The 23,055-nt window shown below is 54.7% G+C and carries 28 protein-coding genes; 22 read left to right on the top strand and 6 right to left on the bottom strand.

What is annotated here, in order from left to right:
* Window positions 1-70 precede the first annotated feature (70 nt).
* The 7 genes from rpsF to radA all read left to right on the top strand — a co-directional run bounded on the left by rpsF (window position 71) and on the right by radA (window position 5,530).
* Window positions 71-457 (top strand): 30S ribosomal protein S6, encoded by a 387-nt coding sequence (rpsF, locus tag AC3DKE_RS07545; RefSeq protein WP_340676068.1) that lies wholly within the window; start codon window positions 71-73, stop codon window positions 455-457.
* 17 nt (window positions 458-474) lie between these two features.
* Window positions 475-777: a primosomal replication protein N gene (gene priB, locus AC3DKE_RS07540; protein WP_340676069.1), complete on the top strand. Its 303-nt coding sequence runs from the start codon at window positions 475-477 to the stop codon at window positions 775-777.
* 12 nt (window positions 778-789) lie between these two features.
* Window positions 790-1,017, top strand: coding sequence for a 30S ribosomal protein S18 (gene rpsR, locus AC3DKE_RS07535; protein ID WP_340676070.1), 228 nt, complete (start codon window positions 790-792; stop codon window positions 1,015-1,017).
* A 14-nt stretch (window positions 1,018-1,031) separates the two neighbouring features.
* The gene (gene rplI / locus AC3DKE_RS07530) at window positions 1,032-1,478 is read left to right on the top strand and encodes a 50S ribosomal protein L9 (RefSeq protein ID WP_340676071.1); all 447 of its coding nucleotides are present in this window, start codon (window positions 1,032-1,034) and stop codon (window positions 1,476-1,478) included.
* Window positions 1,479-1,651: 173 nt separating this feature from the next.
* Entirely contained in the window at window positions 1,652-3,043 is a 1,392-nt protein-coding gene (gene dnaB, locus AC3DKE_RS07525; RefSeq protein WP_340676072.1) for a replicative DNA helicase, read from the top strand.
* A 2-nt stretch (window positions 3,044-3,045) separates the two neighbouring features.
* Window positions 3,046-4,182 (top strand): alanine racemase, encoded by a 1,137-nt coding sequence (gene alr / locus AC3DKE_RS07520; protein ID WP_340676146.1) that lies wholly within the window; start codon window positions 3,046-3,048, stop codon window positions 4,180-4,182.
* On the top strand, window positions 4,175-5,530 hold the full coding sequence (radA, locus tag AC3DKE_RS07515; RefSeq protein WP_487990329.1) for a DNA repair protein RadA: 1,356 nt from the start codon (window positions 4,175-4,177) through the stop codon (window positions 5,528-5,530). The genes alr and radA overlap by 8 nt, the downstream gene beginning before the upstream one ends.
* A gap of 31 nt (window positions 5,531-5,561) precedes the next feature.
* Here radA and AC3DKE_RS07510 read toward each other — a convergent pair whose 3' ends face one another.
* Complete coding sequence (locus AC3DKE_RS07510) at window positions 5,562-6,341, bottom strand: hydroxypyruvate isomerase family protein (protein WP_340676074.1); 780 nt, start codon at window positions 6,339-6,341, stop codon at window positions 5,562-5,564.
* Window positions 6,335-7,222, bottom strand: coding sequence for an NAD(P)-dependent oxidoreductase (locus AC3DKE_RS07505; RefSeq protein WP_487990328.1), 888 nt, complete (start codon window positions 7,220-7,222; stop codon window positions 6,335-6,337). Before AC3DKE_RS07505 ends, AC3DKE_RS07510 begins: the two co-directional genes overlap by 7 nt.
* A 141-nt stretch (window positions 7,223-7,363) precedes the next feature.
* Here AC3DKE_RS07505 and AC3DKE_RS07500 point away from each other — a divergent pair, with 141 nt between their 5' ends.
* From AC3DKE_RS07500 to minE, 4 genes are all read left to right on the top strand, one after another.
* Window positions 7,364-7,618 carry an acyl-CoA-binding protein gene (locus AC3DKE_RS07500; protein ID WP_340676076.1) on the top strand — a complete coding sequence of 85 codons (255 nt, stop codon included), beginning with the start codon at window positions 7,364-7,366 and terminating at the stop codon, window positions 7,616-7,618.
* Window positions 7,619-7,721: 103 nt separating this feature from the next.
* Window positions 7,722-8,450: a septum site-determining protein MinC gene (gene minC, locus AC3DKE_RS07495; RefSeq protein WP_340676077.1), complete on the top strand. Its 729-nt coding sequence runs from the start codon at window positions 7,722-7,724 to the stop codon at window positions 8,448-8,450.
* 46 nt (window positions 8,451-8,496) lie between these two features.
* Complete coding sequence (gene minD / locus AC3DKE_RS07490; protein WP_340676078.1) at window positions 8,497-9,306, top strand: septum site-determining protein MinD; 810 nt, start codon at window positions 8,497-8,499, stop codon at window positions 9,304-9,306.
* 1 nt (window position 9,307) lies between these two features.
* A complete protein-coding gene (gene minE / locus AC3DKE_RS07485; protein ID WP_340676079.1) occupies window positions 9,308-9,562 on the top strand; it encodes a cell division topological specificity factor MinE in 255 nt (84 codons plus the stop codon).
* Between the two features lie 110 nt (window positions 9,563-9,672).
* On the opposite strand, the gene AC3DKE_RS07480 is transcribed toward minE, so the two are convergent.
* Together AC3DKE_RS07480 and ettA are read right to left on the bottom strand one after the other, a co-directional pair.
* Window positions 9,673-10,341 (bottom strand): outer membrane lipoprotein, encoded by a 669-nt coding sequence (locus AC3DKE_RS07480; RefSeq protein WP_487990327.1) that lies wholly within the window; start codon window positions 10,339-10,341, stop codon window positions 9,673-9,675.
* Between the two features lie 97 nt (window positions 10,342-10,438).
* On the bottom strand, window positions 10,439-12,097 hold the full coding sequence (gene ettA / locus AC3DKE_RS07475) for an energy-dependent translational throttle protein EttA (RefSeq protein WP_340676081.1): 1,659 nt from the start codon (window positions 12,095-12,097) through the stop codon (window positions 10,439-10,441).
* Between the two features lie 156 nt (window positions 12,098-12,253).
* Here ettA and nhaA point away from each other — a divergent pair, with 156 nt between their 5' ends.
* A complete protein-coding gene (gene nhaA / locus AC3DKE_RS07470; RefSeq protein WP_379072163.1) occupies window positions 12,254-13,369 on the top strand; it encodes a Na+/H+ antiporter NhaA in 1,116 nt (371 codons plus the stop codon).
* On the opposite strand, the gene AC3DKE_RS07465 is transcribed toward nhaA, so the two are convergent.
* On the bottom strand, window positions 13,313-14,245 hold the full coding sequence (locus AC3DKE_RS07465) for a metal-dependent hydrolase (RefSeq protein WP_487990326.1): 933 nt from the start codon (window positions 14,243-14,245) through the stop codon (window positions 13,313-13,315). The genes nhaA and AC3DKE_RS07465 overlap by 57 nt on opposite strands.
* Window positions 14,246-14,255: 10 nt before the next feature.
* Window positions 14,256-15,173: an alpha/beta fold hydrolase gene (locus AC3DKE_RS07460; protein ID WP_379071201.1), complete on the bottom strand. Its 918-nt coding sequence runs from the start codon at window positions 15,171-15,173 to the stop codon at window positions 14,256-14,258.
* Between the two features lie 168 nt (window positions 15,174-15,341).
* Here AC3DKE_RS07460 and glyA point away from each other — a divergent pair, with 168 nt between their 5' ends.
* The 10 genes from glyA to AC3DKE_RS07410 form a co-directional block, all read left to right on the top strand.
* On the top strand, window positions 15,342-16,613 hold the full coding sequence (glyA, locus tag AC3DKE_RS07455; protein WP_340676085.1) for a serine hydroxymethyltransferase: 1,272 nt from the start codon (window positions 15,342-15,344) through the stop codon (window positions 16,611-16,613).
* 55 nt (window positions 16,614-16,668) lie between these two features.
* On the top strand, window positions 16,669-17,133 hold the full coding sequence (nrdR, locus tag AC3DKE_RS07450) for a transcriptional regulator NrdR (protein ID WP_340676086.1): 465 nt from the start codon (window positions 16,669-16,671) through the stop codon (window positions 17,131-17,133).
* Entirely contained in the window at window positions 17,130-18,332 is a 1,203-nt protein-coding gene (gene ribD, locus AC3DKE_RS07445) for a bifunctional diaminohydroxyphosphoribosylaminopyrimidine deaminase/5-amino-6-(5-phosphoribosylamino)uracil reductase RibD (RefSeq protein ID WP_487990324.1), read from the top strand. Before nrdR ends, ribD begins: the two co-directional genes overlap by 4 nt.
* Before the next feature lie 17 nt (window positions 18,333-18,349).
* Window positions 18,350-19,015: a riboflavin synthase gene (locus AC3DKE_RS07440; RefSeq protein ID WP_487990323.1), complete on the top strand. Its 666-nt coding sequence runs from the start codon at window positions 18,350-18,352 to the stop codon at window positions 19,013-19,015.
* Window positions 19,002-19,361, top strand: coding sequence for a hypothetical protein (locus AC3DKE_RS07435; RefSeq protein WP_411729515.1), 360 nt, complete (start codon window positions 19,002-19,004; stop codon window positions 19,359-19,361). Before AC3DKE_RS07440 ends, AC3DKE_RS07435 begins: the two co-directional genes overlap by 14 nt.
* 41 nt (window positions 19,362-19,402) lie before the next feature.
* Window positions 19,403-20,506 (top strand): bifunctional 3,4-dihydroxy-2-butanone-4-phosphate synthase/GTP cyclohydrolase II, encoded by a 1,104-nt coding sequence (gene ribBA / locus AC3DKE_RS07430; protein WP_340676089.1) that lies wholly within the window; start codon window positions 19,403-19,405, stop codon window positions 20,504-20,506.
* Window positions 20,507-20,521: 15 nt separating this feature from the next.
* Window positions 20,522-20,995 carry a 6,7-dimethyl-8-ribityllumazine synthase gene (gene ribH, locus AC3DKE_RS07425; RefSeq protein WP_340676090.1) on the top strand — a complete coding sequence of 158 codons (474 nt, stop codon included), beginning with the start codon at window positions 20,522-20,524 and terminating at the stop codon, window positions 20,993-20,995.
* Between the two features lie 3 nt (window positions 20,996-20,998).
* Window positions 20,999-21,439, top strand: a complete 441-nt coding sequence (gene nusB, locus AC3DKE_RS07420; RefSeq protein ID WP_340676091.1) for a transcription antitermination factor NusB — start codon at window positions 20,999-21,001, stop codon at window positions 21,437-21,439.
* Window positions 21,440-21,489: 50 nt separating this feature from the next.
* Complete coding sequence (gene thiL, locus AC3DKE_RS07415; RefSeq protein WP_487990320.1) at window positions 21,490-22,557, top strand: thiamine-phosphate kinase; 1,068 nt, start codon at window positions 21,490-21,492, stop codon at window positions 22,555-22,557.
* 10 nt (window positions 22,558-22,567) lie between these two features.
* Window positions 22,568-23,055: phosphatidylglycerophosphatase A family protein (locus tag AC3DKE_RS07410; protein ID WP_487990319.1), on the top strand; the 488-nt coding region annotated here is incomplete at its 3' end.

Genomic DNA, 23,055 nt, shown 5'->3' with positions numbered 1-23,055 from the left:
GCGAAATACTCGCACTCCTTGCCTTGCCGGCTGTCGGCGGGGCTGACTAATCCGTAAGGAGCACAATACGATGCGTCATTATGAAATCGTGTTCTTGGTGCACCCCGATCAAAGCGAGCAAGTGCCCGCCATGGTCGAGCGTTACACCGGGATCGTGAAAGATGCAGGCGGTAGCATTCACCGCTTAGAAGATTGGGGTCGCCGTCAATTGGCATACCCAATCAACAAAATCCATAAAGCCCACTACATCATGATCAATATTGAGTGTTCAGATGCCGTGCGTGTGGAATTGGAAGAAGCCTTCCGTTACAACGACGCCGTGATCCGCAGCTTGATCATCCGTCGTGAAGAAGCCATCACTGAAGAATCAATCCTTGCCAAAGGTGCAGAAGAGAAGCGTGCTCGTAAAGCTGCTCGTGCCGATGAAGGTTCAGATTCGTCAGCGTCGGCTGACTGATTCGCGGAGCGATCTGCGTGGAGCATAACCTGCTCCGGTTTAGCGGGGTGATTGAGAAAATCTTCCCGCGTCGTATGAGCCCTGCGGGCGTTGCGCATCAAGATTTCTTAATGCGACACCGTTCGAAACAAACAGAGGCAGGTGCGGCACGCGAGGTTCAGCTAGTGCTCAAGGTCCATGTGGCCGCCGACACTGCGAACAGCCTGATGGCCTTTGGCCTTGGCGACCGCGTTATAGCGATGGGCTTTTTGGCATCAGCCAGCCACCGCGATCCGGAACAATTGGTATTGCATGCGCAATCACTGCATAGACAGGATTAAGGAGAGGAAACCATGGCGCGTTTCTATCGTCGTCGTAAGTTCTGCCGTTTCACGGCCGACAAAGTCACCTACATCGATTACAAAGATGTAGAGACACTGAAGCAATTCATCACGGAAAACGGCAAGATTGTTCCAAGCCGTATCACCGGTACTAAGGCTCGTTACCAGCGTCAGCTAACTCTTGCTATCAAGCAAGCGCGCTTCCTGGCCCTGATGCCTTACACCGATAACCACATCTAAGGCTGGGGTGCGTGATGCAAGTAATTCTTTTAGAAAAAATTAAAGGCCTTGGTGCTCTAGGCACTAAAGTTGATGTTAAGCCTGGTTTTGGCCGCAACTTCCTGATCCCTCAGGGTAAAGCGCTGCCAGCTACGGCAAAAAATTTGGCTAACTTCGAAGTTCGTCGTGCTGAATTAGAGCGTCAAGAAGCTGAAGTGCTGGCAGCTGCCAATGCACGTGCAGCTGCTTTGGCAGAATTGGTTGTCACTATTGCCTCGAAAGCTGGCGATGAAGGCAAACTGTTCGGCTCGATCGGTAACCGCGACATCGCTGAAGCAGCTACTGCTGCTGGCGTTGCTGTCGACAAAACTGAAGTTCGTCTGCCAGACGGCCCGCTGCGTAACACCGGCGAGTTCGAAGTTGCTGTGTATGTGCACAGCGATGTGGCTGCGACATTGAAGTTGGTGATTACGGCCGAATAAGCCGCAAACACTGCTTCATGCTGGCTTAACGCTAGCTTCAACAAAGGGCGCTGGGGGTAACTCCAGCGCCCTTTTGTTTTTCTGCAATTTGAATCGGCAATATTCATGTCAAGGTCTTGGTCACGGCGGTCTTTGCGCCTAAGCTAACGGCACTATTTGATGTGATGTGCCCGATGAATATTCCGCAAAAACCCGCTGAAGATGCCGTGCTGTCGGCGTTAAAACTACCTCCGCATTCGCTAGAAGCTGAGCAGGCTGTGCTCGGCGGCTTGCTGCTCGATGACCAGGCCTGGGATAGAGTCTCTGATCGCGTGGGCGAGGAAGACTTTTATCGCCGCGATCATCGCCTGATTTTCCGCGCCATTAACCTGTTGGCAACCGAAGGCAGCCCGCGCGATGCGCTGACTATTGCCGAAACGCTGACACGCTTGGGCGAGTTAGAAAATGCTGGCGGCATGGCCTATTTGGGCGAGCTGGTGCGCAATACGCCATCGGCAACAAACATCGCGGCTTATGGCGACATCGTGCGTGAGCGCTCGGTATTACGACAGCTGATTCGCATTAGTAATGAAGTGTCGGACTCGGCTTTTTTGCCGCAGGGCGCCAGTGCACAGGCCATTCTCGACGAGGCCGAGCGCAAGATTTTCGCGATTGCCGAGCAAAGTCAAAAGAGCGGTGGACCGCAAGCGCTGAAGCCTTTGCTAACCAAGGCGCTAGATCGTATCGATAGCCTATTTCAGTCTGGCGACGCCATCACTGGCATCAGCACTGGTTTTGAAAAGCTCGATGAGCAGACTTCTGGCCTGCAAAAAAGTGATTTAGTGATTGTCGCGGCGCGGCCATCGATGGGTAAAACCACGTTTGCGATGAACTTGGTGGAAAACGCCATGATGCGCTCGGATAAACCGGTGCTGGTGTTTTCCATGGAGATGCCTGCTGAACAGCTGGTCATGCGTATGTTGTCATCGCTCGGCCGCATTGATCAGGGCCGCGTGCGTTCGGGCAAGCTCGAAGAGGATGATTGGCCACGCCTGACCTCAACCATCACTATGTTGGCCGAGCAGAAACTGATGATCGACGACTCGGCATCATTGAGCCCGAACGATGTGCGTACGCGAGCACGGCGTGTGGCGCGTGAGCATGGCGGCATCGGCTTGATCATGGTCGATTATTTGCAGCTGATGCGAGTGCCGGGCTTAGAGAGCAACCGTGTCAACGAGATCTCGGAAATTTCGCGCTCGCTAAAAGCCTTGGCGAAAGAGATGGAATGCCCCGTGGTGGCATTGTCGCAGCTCAACCGTTCGCTAGAGCAGCGCCCAAATAAACGCCCAGTGATGTCGGATTTGCGTGAATCTGGTGCTATTGAGCAAGACGCCGACGTCATCATGTTTATTTATCGCGACGAAGTTTATAACCCCGAATCGGCGGATAAAGGCACGGCGGAAATCATCATTGGTAAGCAACGTAACGGCCCCATTGGCAGCCTGCGCTTGGCCTTCTTGGGCAAATACACGCGCTTTGAAGATTTGTCGCCGGAGTATTATCGCGAAACGGAGCAGTACTAGTGATGCGTGAATGCTGGCTAACACTGGATGCACAGGCGCTGCTGCATAACCTAGCGGTCATGCGCGAGCATATGCCCGAAGCTAGGTTGTTAGCGATGGTCAAGGCCGATGCCTATGGCCATGGCATCGCGCAGGTCGCGCCGCTATTAGCCGATCATGCCGATGGTCTTGGCGTGGCTTGCATGAGTGAGGCTCTAGCGCTGCGAGCACAGGGCGTTAAAGGCAATATCACGGTCATGCAGGGCGTGTTTAATGCTGAGGAGCTAGCCACCGCACGCGCGCAATATTTAACGCTAGTAGTGCATAGCCCCGAGCAACTAGATTTATTTGAAGCCACTGAGTCGAGCCGACCTTTAGCGGTTTGGCTAAAGATAAACACCGGTATGAATCGCCTCGGCTTTCGCCCAGCACAAGCGTTGATGGCTTGGCGGCGATTGGGCAATTGCGTTGGCGTACATCGTCTTGGCATCGCAGCACACTTTGCCTGCGCTGATGAGCCGGTGCTAGCCATGACCGATCAGCAGTTGGGTCGCTTTCGTGCACTACAGCAGGCCTTATCTGCAGAAAAAGGCACATCTGTGGCTGGAAGCTTGGCTAACTCCGCTGGCGTTTTGGCGTGGCCTGAGGCCGCAGATGAATGGATGCGGCCGGGCATTGCGCTTTATGGCAGCTCGCCGTTTGCTGATCGTTCAGCCGCCGACTTTGATCTACGCCCGGTGATGACGCTGCATGCACGCGTGGTCAGCGTTTTCACCGTGCCGGCCGGCGAGCGCGTGGGCTATGGCGCGAGTTGGCTGGCAGAGCGCAGCACGCGCATTGCCGTGGTGTCGATAGGTTATGGCGATGGTTATCCGCGCCACGCCCCAACAGGCACGCCGGTACTCATTGCTGGCCGACGTTATGAGCTCGTTGGCCGGGTCTCGATGGACATGATCACCGTGAAGGTGGATGGCAGCGTTAACGTTGGCGATGAGGTCGTGTTGTGGGGCCAAGGCTTGCCTGTGGATGAGATTGCCAGTGCCGCCGGCACCATTAGCTATGAATTGTTTTGCCGCTTAACTGCGCGTGTGCGTCGACCATCTCAGCCGCTTGAGCTTGCCGAGACACCAATAGCGGATGCGGAGGCTGAGCATGGCTAAGGTTCGCAGCGTTTATGTTTGCAGTGCCTGCGGCACGGAGTCGAGTAAATGGGGCGGACAGTGCGCTGATTGCGGCGAATGGAACACCATAGCCGAGCAACAGCGCGCAATAGTCAGCAGGGCGGTCGGACGTGCTGTGGGCTATGCTGGCACAGCCGCGCAAGTTAGCGTGCTCGATGCCATTGCCACCGAAGATGCGCCACGGATTGCTACTGGCTTATCTGAACTCGATCGCGTCTTGGGCGGTGGCCTAGTGACTGGTTCGGTAGTGCTGATTGGCGGCGACCCTGGCATCGGCAAATCAACGATTTTGCTGCAAACGCTAACGCATCTGGCGCAGACTTTGCCGGCGCTATACATCACTGGCGAAGAGTCGTTATCGCAAGTCGCCATGCGCGGCCGCCGCCTCGACTTACCACTCAATAAATTACGCGTGATGGCCGAGACGCAAGTCGAAACCATCATCGCCACCGCCGAGCAAGAGCGCCCACGCATCTTGGTGGTGGACTCAATTCAAACGCTGTACACCGATAGTCTGACCTCGGCGCCCGGCGGCGTTTCGCAAATTCGCGAATCGGCGGCCTTGCTCACGCGCTATGCCAAGCGCTCAGGCTGTGCGCTGTTTTTGGTCGGCCATGTGACTAAAGAAGGCGCACTCGCTGGTCCTCGCGTGCTCGAACATATGGTCGATTGCGTGCTGTATTTTGAGGGCGAGGCCGACTCGCGCTTTCGCTTAATTCGTGCCGTAAAAAACCGTTTTGGCGCGGTCAACGAGCTAGGTGTTTTCGCCATGACCGATCGTGGCCTGCGCGAAGTATCCAACCCCTCGGCGATTTTTCTCTCGCGCTATGACCAACCTATTCCCGGCTCGGTAGTGATGATCACGCGCGAAGGCACGCGGCCACTGTTGGTGGAAGTACAGGCCTTGGTCGATGATGCCTTTAGCAATCCGCGCCGTGTCGCTGTCGGCTTAGATCAAAACCGGTTAGCGATGTTGCTGGCGGTATTGCACCGCCATGGTGGCATTTCCAGCCAAGGTCAGGATGTCTTCGTCAACGTCGTGGGCGGTGTGAAAGTGCTGGAGACCGGCTCAGATTTGGCGGTGGTGTTGGCGGTAACATCGAGCCTGCGTGGCCAAGCCCTCGACAGCGATTTGGTGGTGTTTGGCGAGATTGGTTTAAGCGGTGAGATACGCCCAGTGCCGAATGGCCAAGAGCGCCTGAAAGAAGCCGCCAAGCATGGCTTCACCCGCGCCATTGTGCCGCGTGGCAATGTGCCTAAGCAGGCTATTGAAGGCATTAAGGTGGTTGGCGTTGGGCGCTTAAGTGAGGCGCTGGATGCGTTGTGATGTTGCTTAGTCCAACTGGTGCGGTTTTTAATCAGCGATAAGCCTTAAACCACTCCAAGCTCGCCTCGGTGCCCAGCTCGCCGGGGCGATACTCAGCTCCTGTCCATCCTGCATATGGCAGCATCTCAATCACTTCAAAAATGCCCTGTAGCGGTAGCTTGCCTGTGTCCGGTGCGCCACGCCCTGGTGCATCGGCAAATTGAATATGGCCAATTTGCGCGACATTTTCGAGCAAGCTGCTCACGATATCTTCACCCATGCGCGCGAGGTGATAGCAGTCAAACTGCATCTTTAAGGTGGGGTGGTCGGCAGCTTCAAGGATCTCCTGCATCTGCGCGATATTGCTGATGAGAAAGCCAGGCATATCGAACGTGTTAATGGCTTCTAATGTGGTGATGACACCAATGCTGTGGAAGGCTTCAGCGGCATAGCGCGCATTGGCGACTAGCGTGTGCAAACACTGCACGAGATCGGCGTCGGCAGTTTGGCGGCCGGCGAGCACATTGACGCAGCTCACGCCCAGTTGTTGCGCATAGGGCAGCGCCTGTAAAACCGCGCGCCGAAAAGATTGCTCCTGCCCCGGCACGCCAGCTAAGCCATTGCCACCTTGCATCAGGTCGCCGGCGGGCACGTTGATTAGCACTAGCTCTAGTTCGTGACGATCAAGCTCAGCGGAAATGGCTTCAATGCTTAACTCATAAGGAAATTGAATTTCGACAGCTTGGAAGCCGGCGCGACGCGCTGCCGCAAAACGCTCAAGCAGCGGGAGCTCGGTGAATAGCAGCGAGAGATTGGCAGAGAATTTCAGCATGAGCCGGCATCCAAGTCAGGTAAGTAATGTGTAATAACGCTGCTTAAGTCGGCGTCAGCAAAACCATTGCCGGCGTGTGCTTGTAAGCGTTGCAAGGCGTGAGCAGCGAGTGGTGTGTCTAGATTAACTTGAGCTGATAATGCTTGGGCATTGCCTAAATCTTTCGCCAGCGTGGATACTTTCCATTGCACCGGTGTGAAGCGGCGCTCGGCCATACGCGGCGATAACACTTGGAATGGCAGCGAGTCGGCAAAGCCGCCTGCCAATGCTGGTGCGAGCAAACTGGCATCGACACCGGCGCGCTCGGCTAAGGCTACGGCCTCGGCAATGAGCACGCTATTAGCGGCGACGATGAGTTGATTACAGATTTTCGTGACCTGACCAGCACCAACATCACCCATGCGTGTGATGCGTTGGCTGTAATGGGCGAGCACAGGCCGCACGGCATCGATCGTCGTTGCTTTGCCGCCGGCCATAATCACGAGGCGGCCATTTTCAGCGCCGGCAACGCCGCCAGAGACGGGTGCATCTACCCATTCGGTATTAGCGATTTTTCTGAGCTCAGCGGCAAGTTGGCGCGTGACATCGGCCGCGATGGATGAGTGATCGACAACGATTAAGTCCGAATGAGCGCCAGCGAAAACCCCATCGGCACCATGACATATTGCCTCTACAGCGGCGCTGTCCGAGACGCAGAGCATCAGCACATCAACGTTGGCGGCAAGCTCGCGCGCAGAGGCAAAGACATGAGCTCCGGCAGCATGTAAGGGCTCACAGGCGGCAGCGGTACGATTCCACACGCTAAGCTCAATACCGGCCTGCAATAGGCGCTTGGCCATGGGTACACCCATCAGGCCTATTCCTATAAATCCGACGCGCATGGACACCCCTAAAAGCAAAAGGCAGAAGCCGACTGATGGCTCGTGCGCAAATGAGTAAGTACTGGTAGTGTTGGCGAGCAGGCGGGCTGTATGCAACCCGATTATTTTCACCAACTCTTTTTATTTTCACGGAGACTGGCCATGAGCGCCTTTGAACAAGCCCAAAAAGATGTAAAAACGCTGACCCAACGCCCTGGCAATGACGATATGCTCGCGCTCTATGCGCACTTCAAACAAGCCAGTCAAGGCGATGCCAGCGGCAGCCGCCCCGGCATGTTTGACATGATCAATCGTGCCAAGTTCGACGCTTGGGCTGCGCTAAAAGGCATGAGCCAAGCCGCTGCAGAGCAAGCGTATATCGATAAAGTAAATGCGTTGTTGAAAACACACGCTTAATACACTGCTTTTAGACCGTTTTTTGCGACAAATGCGGCGTTTGGCTTGCATGCCTGCGCCGCCTCGTTTCCAATACACCCATCGCTTTTATTGATTCAACGCTATGGCTTCCTCCGCTGTTTCTGACGCATCCGCTGCATTTCAACTCAAAGGCAGTTCATTTACCGCGACCGTGCTGGAATTGCAGTCGGCGAGTCTTACTGAAATAAAAACCCAGCTAGCCGCACGCACGCTCGATGCCGCTGCTTGGCTGCAGCAGTCTCCGGTTATTTTAAGCGTTGAGAAAGTGGCTGAAAGCGCTGCTGATTGGGCGGCCATTGTTGCTCTCTGCCAATCTTTCGGCGTCAGCTTGGTTGGTTTGCGCGCGCCCAAAGCCATGCATGAAGCCCTAGCCTCGGTCGGCCTGCCTGTGCTGGCCTCATTGCGCACGAAAAGTGCTGAAAAAACTTACGACGCCGATGGCCATCGTGTCGCCGTAGAGCCTGAGCAAAAACCAGTTGCTGCGGCGACTACGCAAGTTATTACCCAGCCTGTACGCGGTGGTCAGCAAATTTACTCATCCGGTGATTTAGTCATTTTGGCGCCGGTGAGCGCGGGCGCTGAAGTCATCGCCGATGGCCATATTCATATCTACGGTCCATTGCGTGGTCGCGCTCTGGCGGGCGTGCAGGGCGACACCAGCGCGCAAGTATTTTGTCAGTCGCTTGAGGCTGAGCTGGTGTCTATCGCAGGGCGCTACCGCGTTGCCGATGACCTGCGCTCCGACTCACATTGGCGCAAGGCTACACGCCTGAGTTTGAGTGAAGATATGTTGAACCTGTACGACCTTTGAACAATACTGGCGGGTAACGCTCGCTCATGCTTTTGAGGAATCTTTTGTGGCAAAAATTATCGTCGTAACGTCGGGTAAAGGTGGGGTAGGCAAGACCACCTCGAGTGCTGCTATTGGCACTGGTTTAGCGATGCGTGGGCATCGTACTGTGCTAGTAGATTTCGATGTTGGTCTGCGTAACCTAGATCTCATCATGGGCTGCGAACGCCGTGTGGTGTATGACTTCATCAACGTTGTGCAAGGTGATGCCACGCTAAACCAAGCGCTGATCAAAGATAAGCGTTTAGATAACTTATTCGTTTTGGCTGCCAGTCAAACCCGTGATAAAGATGCCCTGACTGTCGAAGGTGTAGGTCGCGTCATGAGTGAGCTTAGTGCGCAGTTCGATTTTGTCATCTGCGACTCACCTGCGGGCATCGAGAAGGGCGCGCATATGGCGATGTACTTTGCCGATGAAGCTGTCGTGGTGACCAACCCCGAAGTGTCATCGGTGCGTGACTCCGATCGTATGCTGGGGTTGCTGTCGAGCAAATCTAAGCGTGCTGAAGAAAATCGCGAGCCAATTAAAGAGTTCTTGCTGCTGACTCGCTACGATCCGGCGCGTGTTGAAACCGGCGAAATGCTTTCGGTGACCGACGTAGAAGATATTTTGTCGATCAAGCTGCTTGGCGTCATTCCTGAGTCACAGGCTGTGTTGAAAGCCTCAAACCAGGGTGTTCCAGTAATTTTTGATGCCGAAAGCGATGCTGGCCAAGCCTATGGTGATGCCGTGGATCGTTTGCTCGGCGCTGACATGCCTCACCGCTTTTTAGAGGTGCAGAAAAAAGGCATCTTGAAGCGACTTTTTGGAGGCTAACATGAGCTTTATGGATTTTTTCCGGGCGCAAAAAAAGCCCACGACTGCATCGATGGCGAAAGAGCGTTTGCAGATTATTGTTGCTCATGAGCGCGGCCAGCGTTCACAGCCCGACTATTTGCCGCAGCTGCACCGCGACATTTTAGAAGTGATTCGTAAATATGTGCCGATCACTGAAGATCAGGTGCAAGTTGAGCTCGATAGCCAGGGCACTTGCTCGGTGCTGGAGCTAAACATCACGTTGCCAGACCGCTAAGCGGTTATAGCGTTTGTAGCGGGAAATAAAAAAGGCCTTTAGTGTGAACTAAAGGCCTTTTTGCTATCTGTATACTGCTGCGCTAAGAAGCTCGTAGCGCTAGCAGCATTTTAGCGGCGGACTACGTTGCCACCACTCATGCGTATTGCGTCACCCACTGAGAAGCCGGGGTTGTTGTCGTAATAAATACTGCGCACTTCGCCGCTATCTAGGCGCACCGACATCTCGTAGCCGCGAACACGACTGCCTTCATAGCGATTGCCCGCATAAGCACCACCTAATGCGCCTGCAACGGTGGCCACTTTTTTGCCACTACCACCACCAATCTGATGGCCAATGACGCCGCCAGCAACTGCGCCTAAGACCGCACCAATGCCGGTTGGGCCATTACTCGCCGCTGCAATCGGTGTGATACCAGTAACTACACCACAATCTACGCAGCTGGAATAACGCTCAGTTGTTGCTTTCGACTGATGGCCATACTCAGCATATGGCTTTTTCTGAACAGGCTGCTGCTTAACTTCAGCCACGCGCACGCTGGTGCTGGCTTCTTTTGCAGTCTCTTTCGGCTCAATAGCATGCCATTGCTCTTTGGCATCAGGTGCGGCAGGAATTTCAGCTACACGTTCAACCGTGGTGGTGCCATCGGTTTCGGCAGCGGTAGCTGAGCCAATGGGCAGCCAGCCTAGGGTCTTAGCGCTAGCGACAACGCCGAAAATAAGCACTGACAGCGCAGCCAAAGCAATCAGTGGATGCAACTTACGTGAGGAAATATCCATGGTGATCTCTAGGTTTAGTTACTGGCATTAAAAACGCCCGGCCTAGAGGACTCGTTGACCGAGCCATAGGGCGGGCGCTGATATAGCCTAAAGCGACTTAGGCCATTTTTTTGTATTTCACTCGCTTAGGCCCAGCATTGCTGCCGAGTTTTTTGCGACGATACTCTTCGTACTCGGTGTAGTTGCCGTCGTACCACTCCACATTATCGCCTTCAAAAGCAAGGATGTGCGTGGCGATACGGTCTAGGAACCAGCGATCGTGAGACACCACCATGGCCACACCGGGGAAGGTCAATAGCGCTTCTTCAACGGCACGCAGGGTTTCTACGTCGAGGTCGTTGGAGGGTTCGTCGAGCAGCAGCACGTTAGCGCCAACTTGCAAAATTTTCGCTAGTTGCAAACGGTTACGCTCACCACCAGACAAGTCTCCAACACGTTTTTGCTGATCTTGGCCCTTGAAGTTAAAGCGGCCGATATAAGCGCGTGATGGAATCTCGTAATCACCGACTTTCATGATGTCGAGGCCGCCAGAGACTTCTTCCCAAACCGATTTGCTGTCGTCGAGTGAGTCGCGAATCTGGCCGATGTACGCCACCTTCACACTCTGACCGACAACGACTTCACCGGCATCAGGCTTTTGCTCGCCAGTGATCATGCGGAATAGTGTGGTTTTACCGGCGCCGTTGGGGCCGACAATGCCAACAATCGCCGCTTTCGGCACGGTGAAGCTCAAGTTTTCATAAAGTAGGCGGTCGCCAAATGATTTGGCAATACCTTTGGCTTCAATGACTTGGTCGCCTAGGCGCTCACCAGGTGGAATATAAATCTCCTGAGTCTCGGCGCGTTTCTGGAACTCTTTGCTCGATAACTCTTCATAAGCCTGCATACGCGACTTAGATTTCGCCTGACGCGCTTTCGGGTTACTACGTACCCATTCCAGCTCGCGTTTCAAAGCCTTGGTGTGGGCTTCCTCTTGGCGATTTTCCATGTCTAGACGCGCACTTTTCTGCTCTAGCCAGCCGGTGTAGTTGCCCTCGTAAGGGATGCCACGACCGCGGTCGAGCTCCAAGATCCATTCGGCTACGTTCTCAAGGAAGTAGCGATCGTGGGTGATGGCGACGATGGTGCCGGGGAAGTCTTTTAAGAATATTTCCAGCCAGCCCACGGATTCGGCATCCAAGTGGTTGGTTGGTTCGTCGAGCAGCAGCATGTCGGGTTTCGACAGCAGCAGGCGGCATAGCGCCACACGGCGGCGTTCACCGCCAGACAGTGTCGCGACTTCAGCATCCCAAGCCGGTAGGCGTAGGGCATCGGCGGCCTGCTCAAGCTGGTTGTTCAGGTTGTGGCCATCCCACGCTTGAATGATGGCTTCGAGTTTTTCTTGCTCAGCGGCAAGTTTGTCGAAGTCAGCATCTTCGCTGGCGTATTCGGAGAAGACTTCGTCGAGACGAGCCATGGCGTCGAGGCATTCGCGCACGCCATCTTCGACGTTGCCGCGCACGTCTTTGCTGGCATCGAGCTCGGGTTCTTGCTCTAGGTAGCCAATTTTAATGCCGGCTTGAGGGCGAGCTTCGCCGCTAAAGTCTTTATCGACACCAGCCATGATGCGTAGCAAAGTGGATTTGCCGGAGCCATTGAGGCCGAGTACGCCAATTTTTGCGCCGGGGAAAAAAGATAGCGAAATATCCTTTAGAATCTCTCGCTTAGGTGGAACTAATTTAGACACCCGGTTCATGGTGTAAATATACTGCGCCATACAATGCTCCTGTATTAGGGCGGATCAAGCGGCGCAGTATACTGCACCCCGATCAACCTGCGGGAACTCGTGACAAAGGAGATGCGTGTGAGGGTTACAACGACACAATGGCCGTGGCAGCGTTGGGCACCAGACGTGCAGGCGGGCATTTTATTAATGCTGGCTACATTTGCGGCGCTAGCGCTGGCTAACACGGCAGGCCGTGAGTTTTACGAATGGCTGCTGTCTATCCCCGTGCAAGTACGCGTGGGTGCGCTGAATATCGACAAGCCTATGCTGTTGTGGATTAACGACGGCTTGATGGCGGTGTTTTTTCTCATCGTTGGCTTAGAAATTAAGCGCGAAATGGTGCATGGCCATCTCAGCTCGATGAAGCAAATCGTGTTGCCTGGCGCTGCAGCCATTGGCGGCATGGCTGTGCCAGCACTGATTTACGTTGCACTCAACTATCAAGATCCAGCATTACTAGCCGGCTGGGCAATTCCATCGGCAACAGATATTGCCTTTGCTTTAGGCATCATTGCCTTGCTCGGCTCGCGTGTGCCGCCGGCATTGAAAGCCTTTGTTATGGCTTTAGCGGTGATGGATGACTTGGGTGCGGTGATCATTATCGCGCTGTTCTACACCAGCAAATTATCCGTACTCTCGCTAATTATTGCGGCAATTTCGACTGCGGCCTTGTTCATAATGAATCGCACTGGCGTAAGGCGCATCTCGCCCTATGCTGTAGTTGGTCTAATTTTATGGGTAAGTGTGCTGAAGTCTGGTGTGCACGCTACGTTGGCTGGCGTGGTGATTGCGTTAGCAATTCCGGTGACTCGCGATGGTCACGGAAATTCGCCATCTGAGCGCTTGGAACATGCGCTGCACCCGTGGGTGGCGTTTGCCATTGTGCCTATTTTTGCCTTTGCCAATGCTGGCGTGAGTTTGGCGGGGCTTGGCTTTGAGGTGCTGTCAAATAGCGTGTTTCAGGGCATTGCGCTGGGCTTATTCGTTGGTAAGCAGATTGGTATTGTGGGCTTTTCGTGGTTCTGCGTGCGCATGGGTTGGGCGCAGCTGCCTGATCGTACCAACTGGCGCCAGCTCCATGGTGCCGCCGTGCTTTGCGGCATCGGCTTCACCATGAGTCTGTTTATTAGTTCGTTAGCGTTTGAGCATTCTGGCCAAAGCGTCGCGCTGGTCGATCGTTTGGCCGTGCTCGTGGCATCGTTTGTGTCAGCCGGCTTGGGCTACTGGCTGCTCTCGCGCGAGGGCGGCTCGCGCGGCGGGTGAGCGCGCCAAGTAATTTAGTGCCTGCTCGGTATTGCCTTCGCTTTCAGGATGGAAGCGGGGCGATATCCAATGCAGTGTGGCCATGCAGAATGCCGAAAAGCGCGGTACGTTTTCTCGGCTAATGCCATTGCTCTCGAGCTCTACAATCAGTCGCAATATGCTGCTTTTAGCCAAGCGTAAACTGCGAGCATCGTCTTTATCTTGTGCGCCAAGATGGCGATAGCCATCCAGAAACAAATAGATAAACAAGGGAAATACAGCAGCCATCATGGCTTGGCGGCTGACATAAAAGCCCAGCTCGGTCTTGCACAGATGCTCATATAGATCATAGGCAACGCTGCGGTGCTCAACTTCTTCAGCCAAATGCCAGCGAAACAAGTCGGCCATGGTCGGCTCGGCTTTGTCCCAGCTGGTGTTATCCATGCACCATTGCCCCAAAAAGCCGGTGAAATGCTCAATGGCGGCTACTAGCCCGACACGTGCGATCAGCCACGGTTTTTGCAGGCGTTTGCGGTTAAGCATATTGATGCCCAATGGCGAATCGCTCAGTAGCGTGCCGAAGATGCGATCGGAGCGCGCTAGCAGTGCGGTGATGTCGATATTGTGTCTTTCTAAATAAGGCCACGCACCTTTGTGTGCACGTGCGTGCATGCCTTCTTGAGCAATAAAGCCTTTCACTTCTAAGCGCAATTTTTCATCCTTGATAAGTGGCAGCGCTTGGTTGAAGACACGGCAAAACCAGAGCTCACCCGCCGGTAAAATCAAGTTGATGCTATTGATCAAATGAGTGGCAAATGGATCATTTGGGATCCAATGCAATGGCGTTGTGGATAAATCGAATTGCACTTTACGAGCTTTTAGCGTGTGAACTGTCATGATGGTTTCCTCAGGCAACGGCCAATGCTTTGAGTGCGGCGGGGCGTGTTTCTTGTGTCATTCCAAAGGCAAACTCAGCAATCCATTGCGCAATGAGGTCGGGCTGGCTCAGCACAACCCAATGGCCAGCGTCGATGTCGCGGCGATAAAGCTCGGGCACCCATGTTTTCAGATCATCAAACAGACTGACGTTGACGAACTTGTCGCGAGCGGGAACGATGATTTGCACCGGGCAGCAGGCGAAGGCTTCGGCGGGGCCAGTGAGCTTATTAAGGAAGTTGGCGCGATAAAGTTTTACGCCCTCAACGCCATCGGCGGTTTGCGAAGGGTTGGGATGCTGTTCTTGCACGCGTTCAAAGCGTGATAAGTATTTTGGCCATAAGCGGCCTACACCCAGCTTCCACATGCTCGGCGCTACCACCGGCACTTGAAATAGCATGATGTACCAAGAGCTGGTGAGCTGGCGCAGGCCTTCAATAATGGCTCTCGGTTCGCTGCTGCCCAGGCGCTTGCGCATCCAATGGCCGGCATGATCTAAGCTCGGGCCAGAAATGCTGCTGAAGCTGATGATGCGATCATCGAGCGCTTGGCCGGTAACGGACTCCCAGCTTTGAATCGAGCCCCAGTCGTGTGCGGCGAGATGGAATCGCTGCGCTGGGATGACTGAGTCGACCACGGCTTCGAGGTCGTGAGCTAGCTGCGTCAGGCGATAAGCCGCGACATTGCGGCCAGAGTCCGACTCGCCGGCACCGCGTACATCATACAAAATGACATGAAAATGCTCGGCTAGGCGCTCGGCTACTGGTAGCCAGACGCGATGATTATCGGGATAGCCGTGCACCAGCACTAAGGCCGGTGCATCGGGTGAGCCCATGCTTTTGGCATGCAATGTGATGCCGTCAGTGCTGCGAATTCGATAGGTGTTCACGACAAAGCTCCGCCATGTATTTGCTAATGTCGTAATCTTTACACTGCACACTGTTACATTGCAAACTATTTGCTACTGAGTTGGTGGTTTCTGGCGCTGCCTTTCTGCCTGATTTGCCGTATAATCTGCCATCACTTATGAGCACCCCGAGCCGCCACGGAGCCCCGCATGTTCAGCAATGACCTCACCATTTCGCGTTTTGACCCTGAATTAGCCACTGCTATGGCGCAAGAAGATGCGCGCCAAGAAGCGCATATCGAGCTGATTGCCTCGGAAAACTACTGCTCGCCAGCGGTGATGGAAGCGCAGGGCTCGAAGCTGACCAACAAATATGCCGAAGGTTATCCGGGCAAGCGCTACTACGGTGGCTGCGAATATGTCGATGTGATTGAGCAATTAGCCATCGATCGCGCGAAAGAATTGTTTGGCGCTGACTATGCCAACGTGCAACCACATGCTGGCTCGCAAGCCAACAGCGCCGTATTCCTGGCTTTGTTGAACGCTGGCGATACTGTATTGGGCATGTCTTTAGCTCATGGCGGCCACTTAACGCATGGTGCGAAAGTTAACTTTTCCGGCAAAAACTACAATGCCGTGCAGTACGGTATCGATACCGACACTGGCCTGATCGACTACGACGAAGTTGAGCGCATGGCCGTAGAGCACAAGCCGCGCATGATCATTGCAGGCTTCTCGGCATATTCGCAGGTCTTGGACTTCCCACGTTTCCGCGCTATTGCCGATAAAGTCGGCGCTTATCTGTTTGTCGATATGGCTCACGTTGCTGGCCTAGTCGCTGCCGGTATTTATCCGAACCCAGTGCCTTACGCTGACGTTGTCACTACAACAACGCACAAGACTTTGCGTGGCCCGCGCTCTGGTTTGATCTTGGCTCGCGCCAATGCCGACATCGAGAAAAAGCTTAGCTCGGCGGTATTCCCCGGCAACCAAGGCGGCCCGCTGATGCACGCTATTGCGGCGAAAGCTATTTGCTTTAAAGAAGCGATGGCGCCTGAGTTCAAGGCATATCAGCAAGCGGTTGTGAAGAATGCGCAAACCATGGCTCGTGTATTCATGGATCGTGGCTTTGATGTAGTGTCTGGCGGTACCGAGAACCATCTGTTCCTGCTCTCGCTGATCAAACAAGACATCACTGGTAAAGATGCCGATGCAGCCTTGGGCCGTGTTGGCATTACCGTGAATAAAAACGCAGTGCCGAATGATCCACGTTCACCATTCGTGACGTCGGGCATCCGTATCGGCACGCCAGCAGTGACCACGCGTGGTTTTAGCGAGGCTGACTGCGCTGAGCTGGCGGGTTGGATTGCTGATGTCATCGAAGGTTTGAAAGCTAACCCTGAAGGCGATGCGGCAGTGGAAGCACGCGTGGCTGCTGCGGTCAAAGCGATCTGCGCTAAATATCCGGTGTACGGCGCTTAATTAAGCCCGACATCAAAACACTGTTGTTGACGAAACACAGGGTGGTTCTTTTCTCATGTATTGTCCGTTCTGTAAGGCAGAAGAAACCAAGGTCATCGACTCACGTCTGGTGACCGATGGTGATCAAATTCGCCGCCGCCGGGAGTGCATCTCCTGCGGCGAGCGCTTCACTACGTTTGAAACCGCCGAATTAGTTATCCCTCGCGTCATCAAATCTGATGGTACGCGCCAGCCTTTCGACGTCGAAAAATTGCGCGAAGGCATGCTGCATTCCCTGCAAAAGCGCCCAGTTAGCATCGATCGTATTGATGCTGCGGTGCATCAAATCATGCATAAATTGCGCGCCACCGGTGAGCGTGAAATCAAAACGCGGCATATTGGCGAGTTAGTGATGACTGAGCTCAAGCGGCTCGATCCTGTGGCTTATGTGCGTTTTGCTTCGGTCTATCGCGACTTTCAAGATGTCGATGCTTTCCGCGCTGAAATCGATAGCTTGCGCCCGGCTGAGACTGGCGAGTGAGCGAATTTACCGCTGCCAATTACGCGCATATGGCCGAAGCCTTGCGCCTTGCCGCGCATGGGCAATATTCGGTGCATCCCAACCCGCAGGTCGGCTGCGTTATCGTTCGCGATGGCGTGGTGGTCGGTCGCGGCGGACATTTGCGTGCAGGCGAAGCGCATGCGGAAGTTTATGCTTTGGCTGAGGCGGGAGAGTTAGCTCGCGGTGCAACAGCCTACGTCACGCTCGAGCCCTGCGCACATCATGGCCGTACGCCGCCCTGTGCTGAGGCATTGATCGCTGCTGGCGTGGCAGAAGTGGTGGTCGCCGTTCGTGATGCTAATCCTCAGGTCGCTGGCCGTGGCCTCAAGCTCTTAAGAGACGCCGGCATTCATGTCCGCGATGGCTTGCTCGCTGAACAGGCGCAGGCGCAAAACCCTGGATTTTTACGTGTGATGGCCGGCGGTCGCCCTTGGCTGCGCGCAAAAATCGCCCTCAGTGCCGATGGCCGCAGCGCCATGGCATCGGGCGAGTCGAAATGGATTACCGGCAGTGCCGCCCGCGCCGATGTGCAGCGTTGGCGGGCACGTAGCAGCGCTATTATTACCGGTTCTGCTACGATTTTGGCCGATGACCCTAGTCTGAATGTGCGTCCAGAGATGTGGGCGGATGCTGCGCAGCTGCAGGCACATGCAGCCAATGGCGCGCGTCAGCCTGAGCGTGTGGTGCTCGACACGTTTGCGCGTACGCCTATAGATTCCGCATTGTTTGCGTCGGGTGGTGCGGTGCGCGTATTGCATGGTGCTATTGATGATTCTGCTGAAGTGGCCGCTCGCGTTGAGGCTCTGAAGGCAAGTGGTGCATTACTGCAGGCGATAGCGTTGGCAACAGCTAATTCGCCTACGCAGAGCGCTCCGCAAACGGCCAGCAACCAATCAGGTCTAGATATTCACGTGGCATTATCCACGCTAGCGGCAGCGGGCCATCACACCTTAATGCTGGAGGCGGGCGCCACGCTCACCGGTGCTTTTTTACGAGCAGGCGTGGTCGATGAATTAATTGTTTACCAAGCGCCAACGTTACTCGGCAGCGAAGCGCGTGCTGCCATTGCATGGCCCATGCAGCGCATGACTGAGCAGTGCCGCTTGAGGGTTACGGATCGCCGCCAAATCGGTGAAGATACCCGCACGATTTACCATTGCTCAGTTGCAGCAACTTAAGGCTCCGGAGTTAGGCAATGTTTACAGGCATCATTGAAGCGGTTGGTTTAGTACGACGTATGGAGCCGCGCGGCGGAGACCTGCGGCTGACAATCGCTACCGGCAAGCTAGACATGGCTGACGTCAAACTCGGTGATTCGATTGCTACTAATGGCGTTTGCCTGACCGTGATTGCGCAGGGCGGCGATTGGTATAGCGCCGATGTCTCGCTGGAAACCGTGGCACGCTCAACGTTAGCGAACTTCACCGTTGGCCATCGCGTCAACTTAGAAAAAGCTTTGTTACCGACTACGCGCTTGGGCGGCCATTTGGTCAGTGGTCATGTTGATGGCGTTGGTGAAATTGTCTCGGTTACGCCAAGTGCGCGCTCGATTCGCTACCGCGTGAAAGCCCCTGATAGCCTCGCGAAATACATGGCGGAGAAAGGTTCGATCACCACCGATGGCGTGAGTTTGACCATTAATGCCATCGATGGTGCCGTGTTTGATCTCAATATCGTGCCGCACACCGTGCAAGAAACTAATGTCGGTGATTGGGCTCCAGGCGTTAAGCTCAACCTCGAAGTCGATGTTTTAGCGCGCTACCTCGAGCGTTTGATGATGGGCGAGCGCGCTGCACAATCCACTGCTGGCGCTGGTATTACGCTGGCTATGTTGGCGGAGAATGGTTATGGCTCACGTTAAAATGAAGCACACTTTTTCGCAGCACCTAAAGTTGGCGGCACTGGTGACTGTGCTCATGCCTGCCTCGGCGTTTGCTGTCGATTTTGCCGCCGCCCGCGAGCAGCAGTTTATGCAGACCTGCATGACAGATGCGACCGTAGCTGCTGGCCAGCGCGAAGCCTTGTGTCGTTGCATTTTTGACGCCTTCGCCTACGGTGGCGAAACGCGTTTTGGCATCACCGATGTTTTAGCTTTAGACGAACGTGTTTGGGAGGCTCCTGATCGGCGCCTTCCTCGCAATGCCCTCGGCGAGGGTGTACGCCAAATCCGCCAAGCCTGTGTTCGTGAAGTTAATACGGCACGCTAATTAACCGGCCTTTTCTCGGCCATTAACTCGATAGGATAGGCATGAAACTTGATTCTGTAGAAGCGCTGATTGAAGACATACGCCAAGGCAAAATGGTGGTGTTGATGGACGACGAAGATCGCGAAAATGAAGGCGATATCGTCATGGCCGCCTCACATTGCCAAGCCGAGCACATCAATTTTATGGCGCGTCATGCGCGCGGCTTAATTTGCATGCCGATGACGCGTGAGCGTTGCCAGCAGCTCGATCTCGGCCTCATGGTGCAAGCCAATGGCTCCGGCTATGGCACGAAATTCACCGTGTCTATTGAGGCGGCAACAGGTGTCACTACTGGTATTTCCGCTGCCGATCGCGCACGCACCGTGCAGGCGGCTGCTGGCTTAAATGCTACGTCGGCAGACATCGTTCAGCCGGGTCACATTTTCCCATTGATGGCTGAGCCCGGCGGCGTTTTGCATCGTGCTGGCCATACCGAAGCTGCTTGTGACTTCGCGCGACTAGCAGGTCTTGATCCCAGCGGTGTTATTTGTGAAGTGATGAATGACGACGGCACCATGGCGCGCCGTCCTGATTTAGAAAAGTTTGCCGAAGAGCATGGGCTGAAAATCGGCACCATCGCCGACTTAATTCACTACCGCATGGTGCATGAGCAAACCGTGGCATGTGAGTCGACACGCACGCTGCCTACTGAGTTTGGTGACTTCCAGCTGCACGTATATCGCGAAGCCAACAACGACGGTGTACACATTGCTCTAGTTAAAGGTGAGCTTGGAAGTGGTGCTGTGCCAACAGTGCGTGTGCACGCCGTAAGCCCGTTGCGAGATCTTTTACATGCTCGCTATAACGGTCGCTTGGGTTGGAATATGCAGCGCAGCCTGAAAGCCATAAGCGAGGCCGAGTCTGGCGTGCTAGTGCTGCTCAGCCAAGACTATCGCGCCGCCGATATGATTGAACACATCGAAGGTTTTTTTGCTGAGCGTCCGCGTACGACGGAGACATCTGGCATGTACCGCACTATCGGTGTTGGCTCGCAAATTTTGCGCGATTTAGGCGTGTCGAAAATGCGTTTGCTGAGCTCGCCAATGAAATTTAATGCGCTCTCGGGTTTTGGCCTTGAGATCGTCGAATACATTACTACTGATTAAATCTGAGGATAAACCATGAGCCAAATCAAAACCTTGGAAGGTAACTTCCAAAACGCCAATGCCCGCTATGCGATCACCGTTGGCCGTTTCAATAGCTTTGTTGTGGAATCACTGCTCAGCGGTGCACTTGACGCGCTAAAGCGTCATGGCGTGACTGACGACAACATCACCGTCGTGCGTGCACCAGGTGCGTGGGAGCTGCCATTGGTAGCGAAAAAGCTCATTGCTACTGGTAAATATGATGCTGTTATCGCGCTTGGCGCCGTGATTCGTGGTGGCACACCGCACTTCGATTTCGTCGCTGGCGAATGCGCGAAAGGCTTGGGCGTTGTGTCATTGGACTCGGATATTCCAGTGAGCTTTGGCGTGCTAACGGTCGATTCCATTGAGCAAGCGATTGAGCGTTCAGGCACGAAAGCAGGCAATAAAGGCGCCGATGCAGCTATGGTTGCCATCGAGATGATTTCGCTACTAAAGGCGGTAGGTTAACTCGTGAGCGCAAGCCCTGGCCTCAATCCTGCAGCGCGCCGTAAGGCCCGGCGTTTCGCGCTGCAGGGACTCTATGAATGGCAAATGTCTGGTAACCCGGCATTTGAAATCGAGGCGCGTTATCGCGTCGAAAATGCCATGCACAAAGTTGACTTGGATTATTTTCATGATCTGCTGCATGGCGTGCCACCGATCCATGCCGAACTCGACGAATTGTTTACGCCGCTGCTCGACCGCGAGTTTTCTGCGCTAGACCCAGTGGAGTTGGCGATTTTGCGCATTGGCAGTTTCGAGCTTCAGCATCGTGTCGACGTGCCTTATCGCGTGGTGATTAACGAGAGCATTGAGCTGGCGAAAACCTTTGGTGCGACCGAATCACATAAATACATCAACGGTATTTTGGATCAGTTGGCGCAGAGCTTACGCCGGCATGAGCTTGATTAATTCATGATGCTTTTCAGCTCAGCGATGCCAGCTATGCGGAGTTTTGCGCAGTGAGCATCGGTGAGTTTGAGCTGATTCGGCGCTACTTTGTTCGCGACAAAATCACTGTGCCGGGGCACCCAAGCGTGGGCACTCCGCAAGTGACTTTGGGCATTGGCGATGATGCTGCGCTGCTGGAAGTGCCTGAAGGCGAGCGCTTGGTGGTGACCACCGATACGCTGGTTGCTGGCCGACACTTCTTGCCCAATGCCGACCCTGGCGATATAGCTTGGAAGGCGCTGGCGGTGAATCTCTCTGACCTGGCGGCGATGTCCGCTACCCCATTAGCGGTGACGCTAAATCTGACTTTGCCCGAGGCAGATGAATCGTGGCTGGCGGCATTTTCCACAGGATTTTGGAATTTAGCCGACATCTATGAGCTGCCCTTGGTTGGCGGTGACACCACGCGTGGGCCATTGTCGGTAACCATTACCGCAATGGGCAGCGTTGAGCAGCGTTATGCTTTACGGCGCAGCACGGCTCAAATTGGCGATGTGATTTGTGCCACCGGAACTTTGGGCGATGCTGGCGCTGGTTTGGCGCTGGCGCTGCATGCGTTTAAACAAGCGAGCTTGCCGTTGGCTTCAGATGCCACGGCTGCTGCGCTCGCCGATGAAGCGCTACTCAACCTTTCCGATGATCACCAAGACTACCTCCTCGATCGGCTCAATCGGCCATCACCGCGCATAAACTCAGGTGTGGGCGTTCGTGGTTTCGCCAGCGCCGGTATGGATATTTCCGATGGTCTCCTGCAGGACCTTGGCCATCTGCTCGCGGCTTCAGGCGTGGGCGCAGAGCTTGAGATCGACAATCTGCCTCTATCCGATGCGCTGAAAGCGTATGCCCGCACCAGCCTGAAAGCCCATGCGCAAGCGCGTGATTGGGCCTTAAGCGCTGGCGACGATTACGAGCTACTGCTAACCATCCCATCAGATAAATGGCAGCAGCTCGATAACACGCCGGCAATAAAGTCTAAGCTCACAGCCATCGGTAAAGTGACGAAAACTCTCGGCTTGCGCTTGACCAAGCAAGGCAAGGCTTGGGAGCATGAAGGCCTCGCTGGATATCAGCACTTTTGAGTACGCGCGCATGACACAGCCGCTGCCACGCTTACCGCGTGCGCTGGATTTATTAGCCTATGGTTTTGGCTCAGGCCGCAGTCCGAAAGCTCCAGGCACTGTTGGCTCTGCGCTCGCCGTGGTTTGGTTTGCCGCATTCGCCAGTTTCCCCTTGCCGGTGTACCTGATTTGGGTAGCTATTGCCGCTGTCGCCGGCGTCGCCATTTGTGGTGAGGCCGCTAAACATATGGGCGTACATGATCATCCGGGCATTGTCTGGGATGAGTTTGTTGGCCAATGGATTGCGCTAATCCCCGTGGTGCCACTGCTGAACTGGGACACCCACCACGTTATTGCCGTACTGCTCGGCTTTGGTCTGTTTCGCCTTTTCGACATTTGGAAGCCATGGCCGGTGAGCTGGGCCGATGGCCATGTGCATGGCGGCCTTGGCATCATGCTCGACGATATTATTGCCGGCGCTATGGCCGCTATCGTGCTCTATTTCATTCTGCCGTATTT

The organism is Paraperlucidibaca sp. (assembly GCF_982810325.1).
The sequence above is the reverse complement of the archived record's forward strand: the minus strand, read 5'-3'. Positions and strand labels throughout refer to the sequence as shown.

Bases quoted from the DNA above. Each gene is read 5' to 3' on its own strand.
- AC3DKE_RS07480 (WP_487990327.1), bottom strand. From the start codon at position 10,341: ATGGATATTTCCTCACGTAAGTTGCATCCACTGATTGCTTTGGCTGCG.
- rpsR (WP_340676070.1), top strand. From the start codon at position 790: ATGGCGCGTTTCTATCGTCGTCGTAAGTTCTGCCGTTTCACGGCCGAC.
- nrdR (WP_340676086.1), top strand. From the start codon at position 16,669: ATGTATTGTCCGTTCTGTAAGGCAGAAGAAACCAAGGTCATCGACTCA.
- nhaA (WP_379072163.1), top strand. From the start codon at position 12,254: ATGCTGGCTACATTTGCGGCGCTAGCGCTGGCTAACACGGCAGGCCGT.
- AC3DKE_RS07510 (WP_340676074.1), bottom strand. From the start codon at position 6,341: ATGCTGAAATTCTCTGCCAATCTCTCGCTGCTATTCACCGAGCTCCCG.
- minE (WP_340676079.1), top strand. From the start codon at position 9,308: ATGAGCTTTATGGATTTTTTCCGGGCGCAAAAAAAGCCCACGACTGCA.
- minC (WP_340676077.1), top strand. From the start codon at position 7,722: ATGGCTTCCTCCGCTGTTTCTGACGCATCCGCTGCATTTCAACTCAAA.
- AC3DKE_RS07500 (WP_340676076.1), top strand. From the start codon at position 7,364: ATGAGCGCCTTTGAACAAGCCCAAAAAGATGTAAAAACGCTGACCCAA.
- ettA (WP_340676081.1), bottom strand. From the start codon at position 12,097: ATGGCGCAGTATATTTACACCATGAACCGGGTGTCTAAATTAGTTCCA.
- AC3DKE_RS07465 (WP_487990326.1), bottom strand. From the start codon at position 14,245: ATGACAGTTCACACGCTAAAAGCTCGTAAAGTGCAATTCGATTTATCC.
- AC3DKE_RS07435 (WP_411729515.1), top strand. From the start codon at position 19,002: ATGGCTCACGTTAAAATGAAGCACACTTTTTCGCAGCACCTAAAGTTG.
- glyA (WP_340676085.1), top strand. From the start codon at position 15,342: ATGTTCAGCAATGACCTCACCATTTCGCGTTTTGACCCTGAATTAGCC.
- ribBA (WP_340676089.1), top strand. From the start codon at position 19,403: ATGAAACTTGATTCTGTAGAAGCGCTGATTGAAGACATACGCCAAGGC.
- radA (WP_487990329.1), top strand. From the start codon at position 4,175: ATGGCTAAGGTTCGCAGCGTTTATGTTTGCAGTGCCTGCGGCACGGAG.
- AC3DKE_RS07505 (WP_487990328.1), bottom strand. From the start codon at position 7,222: ATGCGCGTCGGATTTATAGGAATAGGCCTGATGGGTGTACCCATGGCC.
- ribH (WP_340676090.1), top strand. From the start codon at position 20,522: ATGAGCCAAATCAAAACCTTGGAAGGTAACTTCCAAAACGCCAATGCC.
- rpsF (WP_340676068.1), top strand. From the start codon at position 71: ATGCGTCATTATGAAATCGTGTTCTTGGTGCACCCCGATCAAAGCGAG.
- dnaB (WP_340676072.1), top strand. From the start codon at position 1,652: ATGAATATTCCGCAAAAACCCGCTGAAGATGCCGTGCTGTCGGCGTTA.
- rplI (WP_340676071.1), top strand. From the start codon at position 1,032: ATGCAAGTAATTCTTTTAGAAAAAATTAAAGGCCTTGGTGCTCTAGGC.
- AC3DKE_RS07440 (WP_487990323.1), top strand. From the start codon at position 18,350: ATGTTTACAGGCATCATTGAAGCGGTTGGTTTAGTACGACGTATGGAG.
- alr (WP_340676146.1), top strand. From the start codon at position 3,046: ATGCGTGAATGCTGGCTAACACTGGATGCACAGGCGCTGCTGCATAAC.